The following is a 21,022-nucleotide window of genomic DNA, read 5'->3' as shown; positions in this document are numbered from 1 at the left end:
TTCCTTTTTCTAATTCCGCAGCGGTTTGCCTTTGGTGAGCATGTGCTGCATCCGTTGTCTTGTTTTCGGCTCGCCGCATAAGCTCAGGAATGCTTCCCGCTCCAAGTCCAGCATGTGCTGCTCCGTTACCCAAGAGCCGGGCGGAACATCTCCTCCCGCCAGCACATGGGCCAGCTTGTTGGCGATCAGCAGATCATGGTCACTGATATATCCGCTCTCCCTCATGCCCAGCGCTCCCAACCGCAAAACCGCTTTGCCTTCCGTACCGACTACACGCAGCTTCGTTTCGGCAATCGGTTCGTATCCCGATGACGCCATGCGAAGAACCGCCTGTTTCGCTTCATAAATCGTATGGTCGGGATTCAGCACGACCCGGTCCGACGGTCGTAAGTAGCCCAACTTCTTCGCATCATGTCCGCTAGTCGATACTTTCGCCGTTCCGACCGTTTCGAAGATCCGGTTAATGTATGGCTGCAGATCCGCTTCAGGCAGCCCGGCCTGTTGACTGGCCCGCAGGGCAAGCTCCTTGCAGCCGCCCCCGGCGGGAATGAGGCCGACGCCGACCTCCACCAATCCATAATAGGTTTCCGCTGCTGCGATTACCTGATCGGCGGGCATACAAGCCTCCACACCTCCGCCTAACGTCATTCGATGCGGTGCGGCTACTACCGGTTTCTCAAAGCGTTTCAGGCGGTACATCGTGTTCTGGAACAGGCGGATAATATCATCCACTTCATCCCATTCCTCATCCTGCGCTTCCATCAGCAGCAGCATCAGATTGGCCCCGACACAGAAGTTTTTGCCTTGATTGGCGATGACCAACCCGTTAAAATTACTGCGAACCTCCTCTACACTCTGCGAGATCATCGCCAAAATATCCCCGCCGATCGCATTGTTCGGTGAATGGAATTCCAAACAGGCCACGCCGTCGCCGAGATCGATCAGGCTTGCTCCGCTGTTTCCCTTCACCACCCGGTTTTGCGCTTTCAGGTCCCGAAGCGAGATGACTTCCGGCGGCTGTTCCACCTGTTTATAACGCCCATCCGATACATGGAACAGCTTACCGTCTTCTTTCTTATAAAAAGAGGTGTTTCCCTCCGCGATCCAGTCTTTCACCCAAGCCGGAACCGTCATCCCCTCGGCTTCCATCCTGGATACGGACTTGACCAGCCCGATCGCATCCCAGGTTTCAAACGGACCGAGTTCCCAGTTGAATCCCCATTTCATCGCTTCGTCGATTTCCCGCACGGTATCGGCGATTTCACCCCGTTTTTCGGCGGCATAGATGAGCACTTGCTTCAAAATGCTCCATGCTAAATCCGAATACCGGTCGCCTCCGGCCAACAGCGCAGCAGTTTTGGCCTTGGCGCCTTTCGCCAGCTTGGCGGCCTCCAGCGACCCTGAAGCCGCCTTCCCCTGCGGCCGGTACTCCATACTTTGCAAATCAAGAGCCAGGATTTGGCTGCCTTCCGGCCCCTTGACCTTCTTGTAAAAGCCCTGGCCGGATTTTTCGCCCAATCTGCCCTGCGCCACCATCTGCTTCAGCACCTCAGGCGCCTCAAACACGGATTTCTCCGATTCATTCGAAACGTTCGAAAACACATTGTCCGCCACATGAAGGAAGGTATCGAGCCCGACCAAATCCAGAGTGCGGAACGTTGCGCTCTTGGGCCGTCCCATTGCGGGTCCGGTGACTGCGTCCACTTCCTCTACCGTGTAACCTTTTCGTATCATCTCGCTAAGGGTAACGAGCAAGCCGTAAGTACCGATCCGGTTGGCGATGAAATTCGGCGTATCTTTGGCCAGTACGACCGTTTTTCCCAGCGTACGCTCGCAAAACCCGCTTAAGTCCGCTACCAGCCCGGCATCCGTCGTTTCACCGGGGATGATCTCAAGCAGTTTCATGTACCGGGGAGGGTTGAAGAAGTGAGTGCCTAGGAAATGCTTCCGGAACTCCGGAGACCTTTCTTCCGCCATCGCATTAACGGAAATCCCGGAGGTATTCGTACTGACGATCATTCCTGGCGACCAATACTGCTCCACTTTGGCCAAGAGTTCTTTTTTCACCCCCAAATTCTCAACGACCACCTCAATGACCCAATCGACTTCCTTAATCTGCGACAAATGATCCTCCAGATTGCCCGGGGTAATACGCTCGGCAAAATCGTTATCATAGAGCGGAGCCGGCTTACTTTTCGCCATTCCTTTGATCGCCGAAACCGCCAGCCGGTTGCGCACACTCGGGTGCTCCAGTGTATACCCCTTAGCGGCTTCCGCCTCGGTCAACTCGGTCGGGACCCTATCCAGCAGCAAGCAGGGAATGCCTGCGTTGGCAAGTACGGCGGCGATTCCCGAGCCCATGATTCCGGAGCCGATAACGGCCGCTTTGCGAATTGGTTTATTCATATTCCGAACCCTCCATTTCACTTGTTCATCTCATATAGCTAGAACACCGACATCTCCAACAACTCGGCGATATCCCGGGCCTGGACCTGATCTTCGACCTCCTTCATCTTGGTGCCGTCCTCCAGCATGGTCAGACAATAAGGGCAGGCGCTGCTAATCACCGTCGGCTTTACCTCCAGCGCTTGCTCCGTGCGGGCCAGGTTGACGCGCTTGCCGCCCGTCTCCTCCATCCACATCATCCCGCCCCCGGCTCCGCAGCACATCGCATTCTCCCGGGCACGTTCCATCTCGACGAGTTCCACGCCCGGGATCGCTTTGAGCACATTCCGGGGCTGGTCATAAACATCGTTGTAGCGACCCAAATAACAGGAATCATGATAAGTGATCCGCTCCTTCACTTCATGCTTGGGCGTCAGTCTGCCTTCCGTGATCAACCGGTCCAGCAGCTGCGAATGATGCCATACCTCCACGCCTTCCAAACCAAACTCCGGGTACTCATTTTTGAACGTATTAAAAGTATGCGGGCAAGCGGTAACGATTTTCCGGACCCCATATTTCCGGAAAATCTCAATATTCTCCAGGCAAAACTGCTGGAACAGCAGCTCATTGCCCATACGGCGCGGGGTGTCCCCCGAGTTTTTCTCCTCGTTTCCGAGAATCGCGAAGCTTACGCCGGACTCTTTGAGCAGGCGGGCAAACGCCCGCGAGACTTTGCGGCTGCGCAGATCATAAGAGCCCATCGAACCGACGAAGAACAAATACTCAAACTCCGGATTCTCCTTGACGGTCGGCACGGTGATCCCTTCCACTTCCCCCGTCCATTTGGCGCGGTCGTTGCGGCTGATACCCCAAGGATTACCCTGCCGCTCGATGTTGGTAAGCGCCCGCTGGCCTTCCTGCGGCACGCTGCCCTGCATCAAGACGAGATGACGGCGCAGATCGATAATTTTGTCCACATGTTCATTGCCGACAGGGCACTGGTCTTCGCAATTGCGGCAGGTCGTGCAGGACCAGATCTCCTCCTCCGTCATGACGTCGCCGATCAGCTCCAGACTCACGGGATCTGCACCTTGCTCCCGCTTTTGCCAGGTTTCCTTTTGCCAATCCAGTGTCGGCCGGATATCGGTAATTCCCACGGAATCATTCCAATTCACTCCGGGAGTCATTTCCCCCGTCATTCCATGCGTGGACAGCCCTCCCGGCGCGAACGCAAACTCCGGTGCCCAAGGCGATTTTCCCGTGATAGCGGTGCCTTTTTCGGTCAAATGATCCCGCAGCTTGGTGATCAGATGCATCGGAGACAGCGCTTTACCGGTGTTCGAGGCCGGACAAACATTCGTACAGCGACCGCATTCTACGCAGGCATAGAAATCCAGCATCTGTTTCTGTGTGAAATCTTCGATTTTCCCGGCGCCGAAGCTTTCCGCTTCTTCATCCTCCAGATCGAGGGATTTCAATCGGCCGACCGGCTCCCTGCGCCGCAAACCGATATTGATAGGAGCCGTAATAAGATGAAAATGCTTCGACTGAGGTACATAAACAAGAAAGGAGAGCAAAATCAGGAGATGCAGCCACCAGAACACGTAAAATAAAATTTTCGCCGCCAAGGCCGAAAGGCCGGAGAACGCTGCTGCTATAAGTGAGGAAGCCGGAGCCAATGCCGAAGGTTCCAAATCGAGCCATAGACGCTCGAAGCCCAGCGACAAAACCACCGAGAACATAAGCGAGTAAATGAAGAAAACGACCAGACTGGGTTTCCAGCCTCTTTTCAAACGAGGGAGCTTCTCGCCGTAACGACGGTACGCCGCATAACCCATAGCGATCAGAATCAGCAGAACCGTCAGTTCCTGCAGCAATCCGAATACGTCATAGGCCGGGAGCGGCAGATGCCCTCCCTCCGTCAATCCTTTTACGATCAGATCGATCGCTCCGAACTGCAAAATGATGAATCCGTAAAAAATGACGAAGTGCATGATTCCGCTTTTGCGGTCCTTCAACAATTTCTTTTGCCCGAACACCTGAGCCAGAAATTCGCCCCAACCCCCTTTAAGACGTTGCCCGAAATCCGAGGGCTGCCCAAGTTTTAAATAAAGGTAGCGATGATAGACGACCCTGCAGAACAAAAAAATGCCCCAGCCCGTCACCGCCAAAAACAATGCCAAATTGATGATCTGCCACACCATCCCTGCCCCCACCCTTCTTCAAGACTAGTTAGAATTTCTTTAGTCCAAGCCTAGGTAAGCGTTTACAACGTGATTTTAAAAAATGGCGCTTCTATTGACAAAGCGCTTGGGTTCCCCTAAGATTAAGAAAAATGAATGAGTATTCATTCAGTTGACTTAAATTTTAGCATTGAGGTGTCGTCATGACAAGTAGGAAACAGGAAAAATTTGAAATGATTTTGGACGCCGCCGAAAAAGTCATTGCGGAGAACGGGTTTCACGGGTCCCAGGTATCCAAAATCGCCAAGGAGGCCGGAGTCGCGGACGGTACGATTTATTTATATTTCAAGAAGAAGGAAGATATCCTCATCTCCCTGTTCGAGGACCGATTGGGGAAACTGGTCGCCCTCTTCAACGCCAACATTCAGGAATCGAATACGGCGGCCGAAGCGCTTCACAAAGTGTGTGAAATCCACTTCACCCAGCTCGAGCAAAATGTGGCCCTGGCTTATGTGACTCAAATCGAGCTGCGCCAGAGCTCCCTGGAACTGCGCAAGGCGATCGGCTTGTCGGTAAAGCCCTATATTCAGTTGATCGAGCATATTTTAAAAAGGGGGATGGAAGAACAGTCGTTCCGCGCTGATTTGGATACGAAGCTGACTCGCCAGCTCATCTTCGGGGCCATGGACGAGGTCGTCACTTCCTGGCTCATCTCGGGACGGAAGTATTCCTTGTCCGCTCAGGTTGACGGAACGGTGGATTTTTTTCTGAGAGGTTTACGGTAAAAGGTTGTCTCAATAATGATCATTTTGAGAGGAGACGTGCCTGATGAACATTTACGTAATTCTGAAGCAGACCTTTGATACGGAGGAAAAAATCGTTATTCAAAACGGTGAGATTCTTGATGACGGTGTGAAGTACATTATTAATCCGTACGACGAGTATGCCGTGGAAGAAGCTCTTCGGCTAAAAGAACAGCATGGCGGTACCGTGATCGTCGTATCCGTAGGACCGGATCGGACCGCCGAGGCGCTGCGAACCGCACTGGCGATGGGCGCCGATGAGGCGGTGCTGATCTCTGACCCGTCGATCCGGACCGATGAGTCCGGTATCGCCGCCCTGCTCGCCTCCTACTTCGGAAGCCAAAGCTATGACCTTATTCTCGGCGGCTACTTCTCCGTCGATAACGGCGCGGGACAGGTCGCTGTCCGGTTGGCCCAGCTGCTGGACATTCCTCATGCTTCCGCGATCGTGAAGCTGGATGTATCCGGCGGGCAGGCCGTCGCCGTCCGTGACGCGGAAGGTGACAGCGAAACCGTTGAAATATCCCTTCCTGCGCTGTTCACTGCCCAACAGGGCCTGAATGAGCCGCGGTATCCCTCCCTGCCCGGCATCATGAAAGCCAAGAAAAAGCCGTTTCAACAGCTCGGCTTGAACGAGCTTGGCATCGATGCGGAATCCATCGTATCCAAGACCGAACGGATCGAGCTTTTCAACCCGCCGGAGCGCAAAGCGGGGATCATTTTGCAAGGCGGATTGGCCGAACAAGCTGCTGAGCTGGTTCGACTGTTGAAGACCGAAGCGAAGGTTCTATAGCTGATGAAAGCGTCAACGTCTACTTATTGAGGAGGGATATTCATGAGTAAAACGTTTATGGTCGTAGCGGAAACGCGTGACGGGAAATTGCGCCAGGTTTCTTTGGAAGCGCTTCAGGCCGCGGAATTGGCAAAAGAAGACGGCGATCAAGTGACCGCCGTTCTGCTCGGATATGAACTTGAAGGACCCGCGGAAGAGCTGGCCCGTTGTTTTCAAGGACGGGTTCTCGTCGTGGATCACCCGGATTTAAAGTCCTATTTGGCGGAAACCTATATTTCCGCGCTCTCTCAAGTCTTGAGCTCCATAACCCCTGACTTGGTTCTGTTCGGTCATACGACCGTTGGCCGCGACCTCGCCCCGCAAGTCGCTTCCCGCCTCCAGGCCGGTCAGATCTCCGATGTAACGGCGATCGAAAATTCTGGCGGCGATATCATTTATACTCGCCCGGTCTATGCGGGTAAAGCCTTCGAGAAGAAGCGGCTCATTGGAGGATCCGGCATTATTACCCTGCGCCCCAACAACATTACGCCCGCCGGACCGGCTTCCTCTCCGGCTGAAATCGCCGCTTTCGATTATACACCTGCGTCTTCCTTGCGCTCGGTGATCAAGGATGTGGTCCGTAAAGCGACGGGCAAAATCGATTTGACCGAGGCGAAGGTCGTCATCTCCGGCGGACGCGGCGTCAAAAGCGCCGAGGGCTTCAAGCCGCTCGAAGATCTGGCCGAGGTGCTGCATGGAGCTGTCGGTGCTTCCCGCGGCGCCTGCGATGCTGGCTACTGCGATTATGCCCTCCAAATCGGGCAAACCGGAAAGGTTGTGACGCCCGAAATTTATATCGCCTGCGGGATTAGCGGCGCTATTCAGCACCTCGCCGGCATGAGCCAGTCACGCGTTATTATCGCGATTAACAAAGACCCGGAGGCGCCAATCTTTAAAGTTGCCGATTATGGCATCGTCGGCGATCTGTTCGAAGTCGTTCCTCTTTTAACCCAGGAATTCAAACAGGCGCTGGCCTGATTTCTTAAATAAATACACTATGGGGAATTTTTCATACCCGGCATTATTCCCAGAAACCTGGTCATCCAGGTTTTCTTTTTTTTCCCGAGGCGGTACGTCATCCTTCGTTCCCTGCATTCATTCCTGACCTGGGCGATACTGACTTTCGGATTATGAAATGTCTTCAATTCCAGTTCTCTTCTGTAAAATTCTTCGTAACTCAACTTGCCCCTCTCCCTTCCTACTCCATCGCTGTTCCGCTATGATATTTGTTACCATTATCTGCTATGAAATCAGGAAGAAAAAGTGTACACTATGTAAAACGCGTTTCCCCTTTTAACGTGCAAAGGCCGATGACATAAGGAAAAATGACAGTTGGACATTGCATTTCGGGGGATGACCGGATTGCTTTGGGGAGGTGTAATATGCTTACGGCAGAACGTTACATTACGCTGCTAAACCACTTTGCCGGGCCGGTGTCCGGAGAGCAGGATGAGTATGAAGCGACGCTTGAAGATTTAACCGAACTCTTTCATTGTACGGAACGGAACGTGAAACTGATCGTCCGCAAGCTTCAGGAGGAGGAATTGATTTGCTGGCTACCTGGTCGTGGCCGCGGTAACCGTTCCCGGATTCGTTTTATGGTCAATCGGGATCTGTTTCTGCTGGAGTTTGCCAAGCGGCTGGCGCAAAAAGGGGAATACCGGTCGGCTTTCGAGTTCCTGCATCAGTTCGAAGAGGATAAGACTATTTTGGACCAGTTTATTAAATGGTTGAATGACCAGTTCGGCGTGGAAAAAATCACCGCGGATGCCCAGGGAAAGGACGTATTCCGTCTCCCCGTTTATCGCTCTCCCGTCTCGCTGGACCCGTCGATGCTTTTTTTCGGGTTTGATTCCCATCTGGTACGGCAATTGTTCGACCGGCTGGTGGAATACGACTCTGAGCGTGAGGAAATCATGCCGAGAATCGCCCATCACTGGGAACATAACGATTCTGGCACCGAATGGACTTTTTATTTGCGCAAAGGGATTCAGTTCCATCATGGCAAGGTTCTAGCTGCAGAGGATGTGGTTTTTACCTTGGAACGATTGCGGACCTCGATGAATTCCTGGCTGGTCAACATGATGAATAGCGTAGAAGCAATTGACACCAGAACCGTAAAAGTCACCCTGCGGCAACCCAACTGGCTGTTTCCCCGCTTAATGTGCTCTTCCTGCGCCTCCATCGTACCTTCGGATTTATCCGCCAAAGAGGAACGGAGCTACTGGAGATTGCCCAGCGGCACGGGGCCGTTCAAAATCGTACATTGGTGCAACAACCGCATAGAATTGGTAGTAAATGAGGGGTATTTTATGGGAAGGCCTTACTTGGACGGGGTTAAGCTTATTTTTATGCCGGAGAACATCCCTAACGCATCCAAATTAAAATGGGAGCATCTCGTGGCGAATGAATCGCATACTCCAGCGAAGGCTGAGGGAGACTGGCAGCGAATCGAAACGCTCAGCAAAGGTTGCAGTCTTATCAGCTGGAACCGAAATAAGGAAGGCCCGCAGCAATCCCTCTCTTTCCGGCAAGCCGTTAATCTGATCATCGACCGCTCGGCCCTGATTCAACATTCCGGAAAATCCGGATATCCCGCAAGGAGTTTCTTACCGAGGGAAGAAGCCGCACTGGGCGTCCATTGGCATGATGCCTCCGCCGCCAAGCGTTTGCTTGAGCAATCGGGCTACGACGGCACCCCCTTCGTGCTGATTACCGGGGAATCGGAATGCGAGGATGCGGAGTGGATTCGCCAGCAATGCGCCTCCATTGGTATACCGGTTATCATCCGTTACGAAGAAAAAAGCTCGCTCACCAAAACGGAAACATCCCAGGAGGCGGATGCCTTGCTGATGTGCCTCGTTTTTGCCGATGATGAGGTTTGTGAATTGGAGAGCTTCCTGCAGGAGAACAGCATGATTTATCAGCATCTCGATCCGGGGCTCAGACAGTGGATCTTCGGGATTACTAATGAAATTTTCGCCACCCCGTCCAAAGGAAGACGCAGCGCCTTGCTTCAGCAGATCGAATACCGGCTGCAGGACGAAGCCCAACTGCTGTTTCTCGTGCACCAGAAGCTCAACACCTACGTTCACCCCTCCATCCGCGGGCTCGTTATCAATAATCTGGGCTGGATGGATTTTAAGGATATCTGGCTCACAAAAAGGAACGAGTCTGAACTCGATGCCCGAAGAGCTTGAAAATGCAAAAAAGCGTTTGACAGCCGAACTGTCAAACGCTTTTTTTCTAAGTATATAATCCTGCTTAATTAAAAACTTTTACGCGGCTTTCGATCGGTGCGAACTGTTTCTCGCCAGGCTCAGCCACGATGCTGCCGAACGGCATTTGAGCCAGCAGTTTCCAGCTCTCAGGCAGGTTCCATTCCTTAGCTACTTGCTCGTCGATCAACGGGTTATAGTGCTGCAGCGATGCGCCTACGCCTTCGTTTGCCAGAGCCGTCCATACTACAAATTGCAGCATGCCGTTGGATTGATTGGACCATACAGGGAAGTTGTCGGCATAAGCCGCGAATTGCTCCTGCAATCCTTGAATAACGGCTTGATCTTCAAAGAACAAAACGGTGCCGCGTCCGCTGCGGAAAGCGCCCATTTTCTCTTCCGTCGGAGCAAAGCTGTCAGCAGGTACGATTTTACGCAATGTTTCCTTGGTCAAATCCCAAAACTTGTCGTGCTGCTCACCAAACAGAACAACTACTCTTGAACTTTGCGAGTTGAAGGAAGATGGCGTATGATTAACTGCTTCCTCCACGATCTCTTGGATCCGGGATTCCGATACCGGAATATCTTTGCTAATTCCATATACGCTGCGTCTTGTTTTAACTGCATTTAAAAATTGACTCATTAAATTTCTCTCCTTCTTGCTTTTAAATTATTTACTTACGTTTTTTAAGTGACTATGGATAGTATATTACATGAACATAATTTGATTTGCAAGCATGAGATTGCAATAATTAGATTTCCCCCAATCTTTTTTGTTAAGTCTGGGTTATAATGGGAGAAACAAGCACCTTTGGGGGAGGTCACTTTCTTGGCAAGAACTAAAATTTTCATCAGTTCCGTAAATGAAGACGGCCTAAAACCTTTGCGCCGCAACGTTTTCCGGGAGCTTGAAGCCTTGGGGCACGAACCGGTCATGTGGGAAGAAAATTTGGGCCCCTGGCCCGCTCATGTTGACCCCGTGGTCCGCTGTCTGGAAGCGGTGGAGGAATGCGACATCTATCTGCTGTTTATTGGCGGCAAAGCCGGTACATATCATTCAAAAGCGAAGAGAACTGTAACACATATGGAATTCATCAAGGCGCATGAGCAGGAAAAAACGATTCTCGTATTTGGAGACGTCGAGGTCAAAGCCGCTTTCTTCGGGCAGGTCAAGCCTATTCTCGATCAATATATCGACGGTTTTATTAACAAAGAAGAGCGATTTCCAACCCCGTCACATATGATGGAAATGCTACAAGGAGACGAACGGGTTCCGCAAAATATCGATCCTTATGTCTGGTACTTGCTTTATGACATGCTAATGCGGAAAGTGTATATTGACGACTTGTCACTCGGGGTAATGATAGATTGGAAGGTGTATTTCAGCGATCTGCTGCGGAGAGGTTCCCTGTTGCTGCCTTTGGAGGATTCCATTGAGCAGAATGCCGACCGGCTTGACCGGTTTGACGAAGCATTCGAGCTTATGACCGGCTTGTTACCGAATCTGCGCATTTCCGGATTCCGACAAGCCGATAAGTTCCTTGAATTGATTATGCACCGCTTATCCGGCGGGTCGATCGAGCAAACTTATGGGCCTTATATGTCCGAATGCGTTGGGTATTACAGTGATTGCTGTGCAGCCACACTTTACGAGCTCCGTGAAAACGGCCTGAATCTGGTGTCTAAATCGGGAAGCGCGGCTTCCGTCGCCCTGTTTGCACTGGACGATAAGAGCTCTTACGCGGTGCTCACCGTCGATTTAGGCGATCCTGGAGAACAAGTGTTTTTTAAAGAAGCGAAGAGTATGTTCTACCACTGCATCAGGACGGGAAATTATGTCCTTACTCTGCATTATCCGGCCGATCCGGACTGGAATTATAAGAAATTCATCCACTACAAAGAAAGTGTCAACCATGCTATAATGAGTAAAAATCCGCTGATCATCGAAATTATCAAACTTTTTTTGGGAGGAATGCAGCCATGAGTACTGGAGTATTCGTATCCAAGAACGGCCGGGTAAGCAAAGCTGTCGGAATTCAGCCCAAGGAAGCGCTGTTGTTTGCTCCCTTAAATAAAAATTCCTCGCAAATATTGCGTGAACAGCGCACCGCCATGAAACGCAACAACAAACAAATTAAAGACCGATTTGCCCAGGCCTCAAAAAGGGCATAAACACAAACCGCTCTACCGGTTCTTTGACCGAATAGAGCGGTTTTTTTGTTTCTGCGAGATAATGCAATTAGGCCAACAATTTCAGGCCGACGGCTGCGGACAAAACCATCGCGATGAAGATAAGCCGCTTAATATCTTTGGACTCTCCAAAAATAAACATGCCGACCAAAGCGCTACCGACCGTACCCATTCCTGTCCATACGGCGTAGGCGGTCCCCATAGAGATCGACTCCATAGCGAACGAGAGCAGCACCAGACTCAATATAAAGCCTCCGAACAGTAAGGCAAAAGATTTAAAATCCCGCGACCGGTTTAAGCGGTTGATTCCGGCAACTCCGACGACTTCGCCCAAACCGGCTAGAACTAATAATAGCCATGCCATGTTACTGCACCCCCTTCGTTTGAGGCTCCACGGTAACGATTTTCAATCCGATCACTCCGGACAACAGCAAAAGAATCAGCAACAGCTTCATGATCCGGAACGGTTCCCCGAAAAGCACCATTTCGGCAATTACGGTGCCAGCCGTTCCGATTCCGGTAAATACCGCATAGGCGGTTCCGACCGGCAATTTCTTAGTTGCAAGGATAAGCAAATACATGCTCATGATCAAGGCAAAGCCGGTTCCTGCCCATGACCAGACATCGTGCGAATGCTTTAAACCGATAACCCAGCCGATTTCCAGCAGTCCCGCGACCCAAATGAGATTCCAATAACGTTTCATGATCTTCTCCCCCTCCAGTTTCCGCCGTATATCTTCCCTCTCGGCTAACAAACAATAAGCCCGGGAAGATATCTGGCTTCGATATCCTCCCGGGCTTTTATCCCTCCGTGTCCGCAGAGTATGCTCTGCGTGTTCCCTCTCGGACCAAGACCGGCGAACCGCCGCGGAACCCTAGAGAACAAAGTGACACTAATATTACACGATTTGGATAACCCGGTCAAGAGGGCGGTTACTTTTTCCTAAACAGGCCAATAAGCATATATAACACGAAAATAGCAACCCCGCCGATTATAACACAACGAATGAAACGAACACCCACCGCCATCCAATCACTCCGGAACGAAGAAGCCGATACGAACAAGCACAGGATGCCCAACAGCATAACGGCTACAGGCAATAGCCACTCGAATTTCTTCATCGCGGAGTTCCTCCCGTTTCTTCCACCGGCGAAGGAAATGGAAATGTGACTTCAAACCGGCTTCCCGTTCCTGGTGTGCTTATCACATAGATCTCCCCGCCTTGCAATTCCACAAGTTTTTTAACGATGGACAGACCAAGTCCGGTTCCTCCAAACTTTCGGGATCTGGATTTTTCCACGCGGTAGAAGCGTTCGAATATCAACGACAATTCATTCTCGGGAATTCCCACTCCCGTATCCTCCACAGCAAATAGCAACCGGCTCTCTCTCGTGTCAACGGTGACAATGATCGAGCCTTCTTCCGTGTAACTTATCGCATTGTCGAGCAGATTGATCACGATCTGTTCCATTCTCAGCCCATCCCCTCGCAGCCTAGGAAGCGGGCCATGGCAATCCAGCTTGAGCTCCAGCCCCTTCTGTTTGGCCCTCCACTCCATTTTGTGGACGGCCTGTTCCACAATTTCCTCGAACTCCAGTAGATCCGGATTCAACTCAAATCGGCCTTCTTCCATTTTGGCCAGTTCGAACAAATCATTGACCAGCCGTTGCAGGCGAAGGCTCTCCTGCTCGATAATTCCGAGATATTGATCCCGCTCTTCATCGGTCTCATACAGCCGGTTCTTCAGCACTTTGGCATACCCCTCGAGATAAGTTATCGGAGTGCGGAGCTCATGTGAAATATTGGCAAAAAACTCCTGCTGGGAATCCCGGTACCTCTGCAAATGTGCCGCCAGATCATTGATGGATTCCGCAAGGGAACCCACCTCATCCCTACTGGATATATCCAGCCGGGTCTCCAGCTCCCCTGCCGCGATTTTTCGCGTGGCACGCTGCATTTGAAGTAAAGGCCGCGACAGGATCTGCGCAATCAACCAAGTGATTCCAAGCGCTAGCAAAAACGCCCCAAGCCCCGCCAAAACCAGCAACTGGCGAACATTGCGAAGTGAAGATTCCATATGAGATGAAGAGGCCAGAACATATAGGGCTTCCGTTTGACCGTCTCCATGGCTGACAGGCATCCCGATCATAAAAAAACGCTGGCCACGGTCATCCGTATATTCCTCCCGAACCTTACTTCCTGAAAGAATCGAGGAGACATCTTCCGATTGAATAAATGACCGGTCAGCCGGAATATGCCGTCCCGAATGAAGTACAATGTTCTCTTTTCCATCTACATAAAAAACGCTGACTTCAGAAAATTCAGCAAAGTCCTTGATCATTTCCTGGGTCGTCGTGTTCGGAGAGGAAGCCATGGCTACCATATGCTTGGACAGTTCTTCTACCCTTGTCGTCATCTCGGTACGATAGAAGTTGGAGAACATCACATCAAGAGCAAATCCAAGCGCCACCAGAACGACCAGAAACACACCCACAATAATTAAGCCCAGCTTTTTTCCGATCCGATTGCTGATCATGGCCCTGTGTTACCGTCAAAAAACTTGTAGCCGATCCCCCAGATGGTCTGGATGGGGTTGTATTCCAATCCGGCTTTACTCGTCTTTTCCCTTATATTCTTCACATGGGTATCCACGACCCGGGGGTCACCAAAATAATCGTTCCCCCACACCCGTTCCACCAGCTCTTCTCTAGGAAATGCACGTTTCCCGGATTCAGCCAGAGCAACCAGAAGATCGAATTCCTTCGGGGTGAAATCTACCGGCCGGTCTTTGACATAGACCTGACGGCCTTCCGGCAAGATCAGCAGATCGGTAAAGCTCAGCCTGAACTCAGGCTGGACCGCCTGCTTATTTACGACAGACCTGCGGATCAAGGAGTAAATGCGGGCGATCAGTTCCTCCGGTTCAAACGGCTTCGTCAAATAATCATCCGCCCCAAGTCCCAAGCCGCGCACTTTATCCTTCGTCTCCGAGCGGGCGGTCAGCATAAGAACGGGAACCTGGCTGCGGGCCCGGATCCCTTGGCAAACCTGCCACCCGTCCATATCGGGCATCATCACATCGAGCAGGACGATGTCGAATTCCTCCCTGTCGATCCACGCCAGCGCTTCATGTCCGTTCGAGGCTTCCTTTGCCTCAAAGCCTTCTTTTAGCAAGTAAATACGGAGCAGATTCCGCATATTCCATTCATCATCCACGATGAGTACCTTTAACTTCATAAGCTATGTCACCTGCTACTATCGATTTCGAAATATGTTTATATTATATCTGATAATTATGTAGAAAAAATGAAGCATGTTGAGCGGATGGGACGGCCTCCGTCTCGGCATCGCCAGGTGGTTTATATCTATCCTAACGGACACAGCGGCCGTTATTTGGGCAAAATAGATCGGTTTTGAATTCTAACGGACACCACAGCGCTTAATAAGGAGTTTTTACCCAGCTGGGGTCCCTTTTTTAGCGAATAAGGTCTCCTGTGTCCGTTAGATTTTCAAAACAGCGAATTTTCTGGAGATAACGGCTCTGGTGTCCGTTAGAAGTTGCGGTTTCAACAAAAGAGCCCCGGCACTCAACCCCGGAGCTCTTTTGTTGAAACATCATCAGATCACAAATTGGAGGTATCGTCAAAGCGGTATCCGCTTTGCATCATAGTCCCGCTTTGCTGCATTCCATTTCCCTGATGGCAGTTTTGATACATTTGATTGAGCTCTCCCTCGGACAGCTGTGGATGCATCTTTTGCATGAACGGCAGCATGTCCCCGAATGAAGGAGTCCCGTCCGCCGCATAAACGGCAGTTCCGATCCCTAGCGTCAACAGGATGGCTCCCAAGCCGGCAATCCATTTTTTGTTCACAGTGTTTCGCCTCCTTGGACCCCATATTACTTAATAAGTTTGTGGTTTTTGTGGGGACCGTGTGAAAACGCCGTGAACAAAACTAATGTCCCATGCTTCCGTGGCCTTCGCCTTTAGCGGATACGATTTCGAGCATCTCGTCGATCTCGGCCTGTGCCGCATATGTCAGGTCCTCTTCATTCCCTGTCAGCCAAGCATGATTGTAAGGACCCTCCGCCGGAGTATCCTCATACTTGGGCTGAATGGACATGACATAGTCCATCACGGAGCCGGGCATCTTGTTCTTATCCGTAAAAATGAGCGGAGCATGCTTGCCGAGATGGGAGAACGGTGCTGCCGCTATTGCAAGTTCCGGTCTTCCCTTATTCAGGAAGGACAAATTATGGCCCGGTGTCGTAATTCCCCAGCCAAAGCCGGTTTCCGGGTCTTTGAATTTTGCAAAAGCGATCGCGTTCTCATAGACATCATCACCAGCGATTCGCGTTACTTTTCCGTAGTTCTCTAATTTGCTCTCAACATCCTTCGAAACGGCCGCTTCGGGTCCGATCAAATAAATATGAGCCTGGCCGTTTCTTTTTTTCAACGCTTTCTCCGTTTCCGCCGGAATGGCGTCTTTCGTTACATAGAGAAGCGGCTCCGGCATATGGGCAATCCAATTGACTGCGGGAAGCGTATATTCCGGATTATCCAAGGAGCCCACAACGACGGATTTTGGAAGCTCGCCGGCGGCTTCTGCGTAATAAGCGTCAATGGCTTCCGCGACGGCCGCAGGCTCGTCCCCTTGAATATGATCAAATTTGAGCTTCATTTGCTTTAATTCAACCTTTACGGCTTCAGAGACGGGACCAACAAGCACGGCTTGAACTCCGCGATTGCTTTCCGCCCCTGTAGGTGCGAGGCGCTTCAGTTCATCAGCTGTAACCCTCGGTAACCCGTCCTTTGTCACGAACAATATCGGCCCGTTGTTGGGATGGTGAACCAGATCGGCACTGGCAGCCGCGATTCCCCAGTTTCCGGGATCCACCAGTACCACGCTTCCCGGAGTATTGCTCTTGGCGGTTGCGGGCCATAACGACCTCGACACCAAAACCGCTGCTTCAGCCGGATCCGATGAATTGACCCTGGTAGTATTTTTGGTTGCGATCCAAGGGGCTTGCCCTTGTCCACCCCCTTCTTCTGCGGCCGTGGCCTTCACTGCATTGCTATTGCTCCCCTCCGCGCCGCTGCCGGCCGATGACTGGCATCCGGCGATCACAACGCCGGTGAGTAAGAGTAAGGATAGGCCGATCGTCCATTTTTTATTGTTCATAATAAATCCCTCCATTTTCCATATTTCCATATTTCCGGCCTTATAAACTTACCCCGAATGTATGGAGAAACTGTGAAGCGGATATGGAGATTTCGCAGGGTCGACTTGTATCACCGATTTCTTTGATCTAACATAGACACAGAGGGATTGAGATCTACTCCAATATAGACTTAGATAAACAAAGGAGCGAAATCATGAACAACAAACTATTCACACCGTACACCATAAAAAATGTCACTTTAAAAAACCGGATCGTCATGTCCCCAATGTGCATGTACTCTTCTCCGAACAAAGACGGGAAAATCGCGGATTGGCACCGGATCCATTATGCAACCCGGGCCGTTGGCGGCGTGGGTCTGATCGTTGTTGAAGCGACGGCTGTTCTGCCGGAAGGCCGGATTTCTTATCGCGATTTGGGCATCTGGAACGATGAACATGTCACCGGCTTAAAAGAAATTACGGACCTGATTCACCAAAACGGGGCCAAAGCGGCGATTCAGCTTGCCCATGCCGGCCGGAAAGCCGAGCTGGACGAGCCGATTTATGCTCCGTCGGCCATTCCTTTTCCGGGAATGCAGACACCTGTCGAGGCTGATGGTGATTACATACAGAAGGTTGTCGGCGCATTCAAGGATGCAGCCCGCCGGGCGAAGGAAGCCGGATTTGATATTATTGAGCTGCACGGCGCCCACGGTTACCTGATTAATCAATTTCTGTCCCCGCTAGCTAATAAAAGAAAGGATCAGTTTGGCGGTAGTGCGGATAATCGGTATCGGCTGCTCGGTGATATTATTGAGGCCGTTAAGACCGTATGGGACGGTCCGATCTTCGTCCGCGTTTCCGCTAATGAATATGACGAAAACGGAAATACGCTCGACCAATATATTGAATACGCACGTATAATGAAAACCCAAGGCGTAGATTTGATCGACTGCAGCTCCGGCGCTGTAGTGCCTGCAAAAATCAACGTCTTTCCCGGTTACCAGGTAGATTTATCCGATCAAATCCGCAGCCAGACCGGCATCGCAACCGGAGCCGTCGGTTTGATTACCAATACCGCTCAAGCCGAAGAGATTCTAAGCAATGAACGCGCTGATTTGATATTCCTCGGACGGGAATTGCTCCGCAATCCGTATTGGGCTTTAAATGCCGCCAAAGAGCTTGGCGCCGAGATCGACCGGCCTCAGCAATATGGGAGAGCCTGATCCCACCGTTAATTCCATTGAAGCGTTAATGAAAGATAAGAGAAAGAGGATCACATAAGGAGTTGGCAAAAGAATGACAGATAGAGCAAGCAATCCGTCCATAGGGCGGGACCCGCAAGCGCCAGTCAAGCGGGTGCTTATCATGACCGCGGTCGAGGCGGAACGGGACGCCGTGCTCCGCGGTTTGAGCCACGCTTCTGCTGCGGGGGCTTCCTCCGCAGCAGAAGCTGGCAGCGGGCCGGCCGTTGACGTGCGGCTGGCCGGGGTCGGGCCTGCGCTGGCCGCGGCGGCTACGGCGGCCGAGCTGGCGGCCGGCGCTTACGACCTCGTCGTCAGCGCCGGCATTGGCGGCGGCTTCGAGAGCCGCGCGCCGGTCGGCTCGCTCGTGGTCGCGAGCGAGATCATCGCCGCCGATCTCGGGGCGGAGACGCCGGACGGCTTCTCCAGCGTGGACGAGCTCGGCTTTGGCTCGGCCCGCGTGACCGTCCATGGCGGCCTGGCCGCACGCTGGGCTGATGCTGCTCGGGACGCCGGCCTCCCCGTTTGCCAGGGACCCGTGTTGACCTTGTCCACGGTCACCGGCTCGGCGGCCACGGCGGACCTGTTGGCCGACCGTGTCCCCGGTGCGGCCGCGGAGGCGATGGAAGGCTACGGTGTCGCCGCAGCCGCCCACCGCCTGGGCATTCCCGCGCTGGAAATCCGAGCGATTTCGAACCGCGTCGGCCCGCGCCAGCGCGAGCTGTGGAAGATTGGCGAAGCGCTTCAAGCGCTTGAACAAGCCTGCTCATTACTACCGGAGGTGCTGCAATCATGAATATAGCTTTTTCCCCTTGTCCCAATGACACTTTTGTATTTCATGCCCTGGTGCATGGGCTCATTCCCGGTGCGCCGGAATTTGATGTTACTTACGCGGATATCGACATAACCAACGGCCTCGCAGCCTCTGGCAACGGTCCCGATCTCCTGAAAATTTCATACGCCGCCCTGCCTTGGGTGCTGGACGAGTACGCTTTGCTGCCTTGCGGCGGGGCGCTCGGCCGCGGCTGCGGTCCGCTCGTCCTGACGGCGGACGGCCAGCAAGACCCGGCAGCCCTTACCGGTAAACGGGTCGCCGTGCCGAGCGAACGCTCGACCGCCTACCTGCTGTTCCGGCTATGGGCCGCACAAAACGTGCCGGGCGGCATCGGTGAAATCGTCGTACTTCCGTTCGACGAAATTATGCCGGCCGTACAAAACGGCTCCATCGACGCCGGGCTCGTCATTCATGAAGCCCGGTTCACGTATCCGACCTACGGTCTGCATATGCTCGCCGATCTTGGCAGCTGGTGGGAGTCGGATACCGGCCTTCCCATCCCGCTCGGAGCCATCATCGCCCGGCGCTCGCTGGATTTGGAAGCCGTCTCCGGTTGGATCCGCGCTTCCGTCGAATACGCTTGGGCCCATCCCGAAGCCTCTGCGGAGTACGTACTCCAGCATGCTCAGGAAATGTCCCCGGACGTCACAAAGGCCCACATTAACCTATACGTCAACGAATACACGGCGAATCTGGGCGATGACGGTTACGCTGCAATTACGGCTTTGCTTGATCGAGCTGCCCGGGAAGGGCTAGTTCCCGCAGTCGATCTCTCCCGGCTTAAAGCGGGATCCAATGTTACTAAATAACAAATAGGAAATAAAAAACCACCCTGAGGCGATTATATGTCCCAGGGTGGTTTGCTTTAGGTTCGCGCGGTGCTCCCGGCGCGCCTTCACTTCTGCTTATCCTCGCATCTGCTGTTTGTCCGCATATCAACCTATCCACTAGTCTGCTTTTGCAATCAGAGGTTCGATGGCTAACGAACCCTACAATCGTTATTTATCGTTTTTTCCCTCTTCATGTTTTTAACGAACTCAGTAAACCTTATTTGGCAAAATAACTACCCAATAGACCCATCTTCGCTCAAATAGCGAGTCTGAGTTCGTTAGCTTCAAAAGGTACTGAAAAATGGGCACATAGCGATGCTCAGATTCGTTAGAACTGTTATTCAAAGCAATTCAAATTACTTGCCTAACACTGGCCCACTTCTTACGCCCCGCCAAACCGTTGACGGTATCCGCATTTGCGGCACAATTCTTCCACCGCAATACGGCGCGAGAATCCGTCGTACAACCGGTTCGCCCGTTCACCTTCCACGATTTCCGAGAACGGTGTCTTATAGACATTTCCCAGGTTGATAACGCCTTCCCCATCCAGACAGCAAGGAATGACCGTCCCGTCTACAAGGATTCCGGCTTGATTGCGAAGCGCATGGCAAAAACCGCGGCCGTCGTCTTCCTTAGCCCTTAAATCCGGCCAGTCAAATTCATGATCCTGATTCAGGTAAATGCGGTCAGCCAGTTTAATGCCGCTGCCGGGCACCACCTTCTCTTCGATCCGAAAATCCAACCCGAATTCCTTCTCGATCAACTCCAACGTCGCCCTGTTTCGGCTGCGTTCAAGGTTGGTCTCGTTGTCCTTCGTTAAATTCCATAGACGGAACGATACGATCATCTCGGAGGCTGCCGTCGCTTCCCTCACGAAGGACAAAACACTGGTGATATACCCTTCTCTGTCCGTCGATCCCTCATGCCCGTCAAAGCTGTGCAAAGAGAAATTCATCTGCCGGAGCGCCGGCTTACCTAACAGCTTATGAGCGTTTTTGCGAATCAATGTACCGTTGGTCGTAATGTTGACTTTAAACCCTTTTTCATGACTGATATCCAGCAACTGATCGATTTTGGGATGCAGCAGCGGTTCTCCCTTGACATGAAAATAAATATAATCGGTGTGCGGCTTGATATCATCAAGAATTTTGCTGAAATCCTCCACCGAGATAAATTGAGATTGACGGTGGGTCGGAGGACAAAAACTGCAAGCCAGATTGCAGATACTCGTTGTTTCAATATAGAATTTTTTGAATTTTTTCATAATTACCTTTAACCTGCTTCTCTACGGTATTTTCACACATAGAACCTATTCTATCGTATTTTCTCATTCATCCCAAC

General features: G+C 52.0%; 20 protein-coding genes and 1 riboswitch. Of the genes, 9 read left to right on the top strand and 11 right to left on the bottom strand.

What is annotated here, in order from left to right:
- Nucleotides 1-9: 9 nt before the first annotated feature.
- Both KJS57_RS07460 and KJS57_RS07455 read right to left on the bottom strand, forming a co-directional pair.
- Nucleotides 10-2,406: a 3-hydroxyacyl-CoA dehydrogenase/enoyl-CoA hydratase family protein gene (locus KJS57_RS07460; protein ID WP_213654260.1), complete on the bottom strand. Its 2,397-nt coding sequence runs from the start codon at nt 2,404-2,406 to the stop codon at nt 10-12.
- 38 nt (nt 2,407-2,444) lie between these two features.
- A complete protein-coding gene (locus KJS57_RS07455) occupies nt 2,445-4,589 on the bottom strand; it encodes a (Fe-S)-binding protein (protein ID WP_213654259.1) in 2,145 nt (714 codons plus the stop codon).
- Between the two features lie 182 nt (nt 4,590-4,771).
- Here KJS57_RS07455 and fadR point away from each other — a divergent pair, with 182 nt between their 5' ends.
- The 4 genes from fadR (at nt 4,772) to KJS57_RS07435 (ending at nt 9,403) form a co-directional block, all read left to right on the top strand.
- A complete protein-coding gene (gene fadR, locus KJS57_RS07450; RefSeq protein WP_213654258.1) occupies nt 4,772-5,353 on the top strand; it encodes a fatty acid metabolism transcriptional regulator FadR in 582 nt (193 codons plus the stop codon).
- 43 nt (nt 5,354-5,396) lie between these two features.
- The gene (locus KJS57_RS07445; protein ID WP_213654257.1) at nt 5,397-6,164 is read left to right on the top strand and encodes an electron transfer flavoprotein subunit beta/FixA family protein; all 768 of its coding nucleotides are present in this window, start codon (nt 5,397-5,399) and stop codon (nt 6,162-6,164) included.
- Nucleotides 6,165-6,206: 42 nt separating this feature from the next.
- The gene (locus KJS57_RS07440) at nt 6,207-7,181 is read left to right on the top strand and encodes an electron transfer flavoprotein subunit alpha/FixB family protein (protein WP_213654256.1); all 975 of its coding nucleotides are present in this window, start codon (nt 6,207-6,209) and stop codon (nt 7,179-7,181) included.
- 404 nt (nt 7,182-7,585) lie between these two features.
- Nucleotides 7,586-9,403, top strand: coding sequence for an SgrR family transcriptional regulator (locus KJS57_RS07435; protein ID WP_213654255.1), 1,818 nt, complete (start codon nt 7,586-7,588; stop codon nt 9,401-9,403).
- Between the two features lie 64 nt (nt 9,404-9,467).
- Here the strand turns inward: KJS57_RS07435 and KJS57_RS07430 are convergent, their stop codons facing one another.
- Complete coding sequence (locus tag KJS57_RS07430; protein WP_211024105.1) at nt 9,468-10,064, bottom strand: nitroreductase family protein; 597 nt, start codon at nt 10,062-10,064, stop codon at nt 9,468-9,470.
- 186 nt (nt 10,065-10,250) lie between these two features.
- Between KJS57_RS07430 and KJS57_RS07425 the strand changes: the two genes are divergently transcribed.
- A complete protein-coding gene (locus KJS57_RS07425; protein WP_211024103.1) occupies nt 10,251-11,405 on the top strand; it encodes a DUF4062 domain-containing protein in 1,155 nt (384 codons plus the stop codon).
- A complete protein-coding gene (locus KJS57_RS07420) occupies nt 11,402-11,593 on the top strand; it encodes a hypothetical protein (RefSeq protein WP_211024101.1) in 192 nt (63 codons plus the stop codon). Before KJS57_RS07425 ends, KJS57_RS07420 begins: the two co-directional genes overlap by 4 nt.
- A 67-nt stretch (nt 11,594-11,660) precedes the next feature.
- Here the strand turns inward: KJS57_RS07420 and KJS57_RS07415 are convergent, their stop codons facing one another.
- The 7 genes from KJS57_RS07415 to KJS57_RS07385 form a co-directional block, all read right to left on the bottom strand.
- Nucleotides 11,661-11,975 (bottom strand): DMT family transporter, encoded by a 315-nt coding sequence (locus tag KJS57_RS07415; RefSeq protein ID WP_211024099.1) that lies wholly within the window; start codon nt 11,973-11,975, stop codon nt 11,661-11,663.
- 1 nt (nt 11,976) lies between these two features.
- On the bottom strand, nt 11,977-12,315 hold the full coding sequence (locus tag KJS57_RS07410) for a DMT family transporter (RefSeq protein ID WP_211024097.1): 339 nt from the start codon (nt 12,313-12,315) through the stop codon (nt 11,977-11,979).
- Between the two features lie 84 nt (nt 12,316-12,399).
- Nucleotides 12,400-12,501: riboswitch (guanidine-I (ykkC/yxkD leader) on the bottom strand.
- Between the two features lie 43 nt (nt 12,502-12,544).
- A complete protein-coding gene (locus tag KJS57_RS07405; RefSeq protein ID WP_211024095.1) occupies nt 12,545-12,733 on the bottom strand; it encodes a hypothetical protein in 189 nt (62 codons plus the stop codon).
- Nucleotides 12,730-14,148 (bottom strand): sensor histidine kinase, encoded by a 1,419-nt coding sequence (locus KJS57_RS07400; protein WP_213654254.1) that lies wholly within the window; start codon nt 14,146-14,148, stop codon nt 12,730-12,732. Before KJS57_RS07400 ends, KJS57_RS07405 begins: the two co-directional genes overlap by 4 nt.
- Entirely contained in the window at nt 14,145-14,849 is a 705-nt protein-coding gene (locus KJS57_RS07395; RefSeq protein ID WP_213654253.1) for a response regulator transcription factor, read from the bottom strand. The genes KJS57_RS07400 and KJS57_RS07395 overlap by 4 nt, the downstream gene beginning before the upstream one ends.
- A 386-nt stretch (nt 14,850-15,235) precedes the next feature.
- On the bottom strand, nt 15,236-15,484 hold the full coding sequence (locus tag KJS57_RS07390) for a hypothetical protein (RefSeq protein WP_213654252.1): 249 nt from the start codon (nt 15,482-15,484) through the stop codon (nt 15,236-15,238).
- 82 nt (nt 15,485-15,566) lie between these two features.
- On the bottom strand, nt 15,567-16,793 hold the full coding sequence (locus KJS57_RS07385) for a cell wall-binding repeat-containing protein (protein WP_213654251.1): 1,227 nt from the start codon (nt 16,791-16,793) through the stop codon (nt 15,567-15,569).
- Nucleotides 16,794-16,987: 194 nt separating this feature from the next.
- Between KJS57_RS07385 and namA the strand changes: the two genes are divergently transcribed.
- The 3 genes from namA to KJS57_RS07370 all read left to right on the top strand — a co-directional run bounded on the left by namA (nt 16,988) and on the right by KJS57_RS07370 (nt 19,660).
- Nucleotides 16,988-17,998 (top strand): NADPH dehydrogenase NamA, encoded by a 1,011-nt coding sequence (gene namA, locus KJS57_RS07380; RefSeq protein WP_213654250.1) that lies wholly within the window; start codon nt 16,988-16,990, stop codon nt 17,996-17,998.
- 73 nt (nt 17,999-18,071) lie between these two features.
- Nucleotides 18,072-18,812 carry a futalosine hydrolase gene (locus KJS57_RS07375; protein WP_213654249.1) on the top strand — a complete coding sequence of 247 codons (741 nt, stop codon included), beginning with the start codon at nt 18,072-18,074 and terminating at the stop codon, nt 18,810-18,812.
- Nucleotides 18,809-19,660 carry a 1,4-dihydroxy-6-naphtoate synthase gene (locus KJS57_RS07370; RefSeq protein ID WP_213654248.1) on the top strand — a complete coding sequence of 284 codons (852 nt, stop codon included), beginning with the start codon at nt 18,809-18,811 and terminating at the stop codon, nt 19,658-19,660. Before KJS57_RS07375 ends, KJS57_RS07370 begins: the two co-directional genes overlap by 4 nt.
- A 403-nt stretch (nt 19,661-20,063) precedes the next feature.
- On the opposite strand, the gene KJS57_RS07365 is transcribed toward KJS57_RS07370, so the two are convergent.
- Complete coding sequence (locus tag KJS57_RS07365; protein WP_213654247.1) at nt 20,064-20,945, bottom strand: radical SAM/SPASM domain-containing protein; 882 nt, start codon at nt 20,943-20,945, stop codon at nt 20,064-20,066.
- Nucleotides 20,946-21,022: the final 77 nt, after the last annotated feature.

Origin of the sequence: Paenibacillus vini (genome assembly GCF_018403325.1) — a bacterium.
GTDB lineage: Bacteria > Bacillota > Bacilli > Paenibacillales > Paenibacillaceae > Fontibacillus > Fontibacillus vini.
This window is presented reverse-complemented; position numbering and strand designations above follow the sequence as displayed.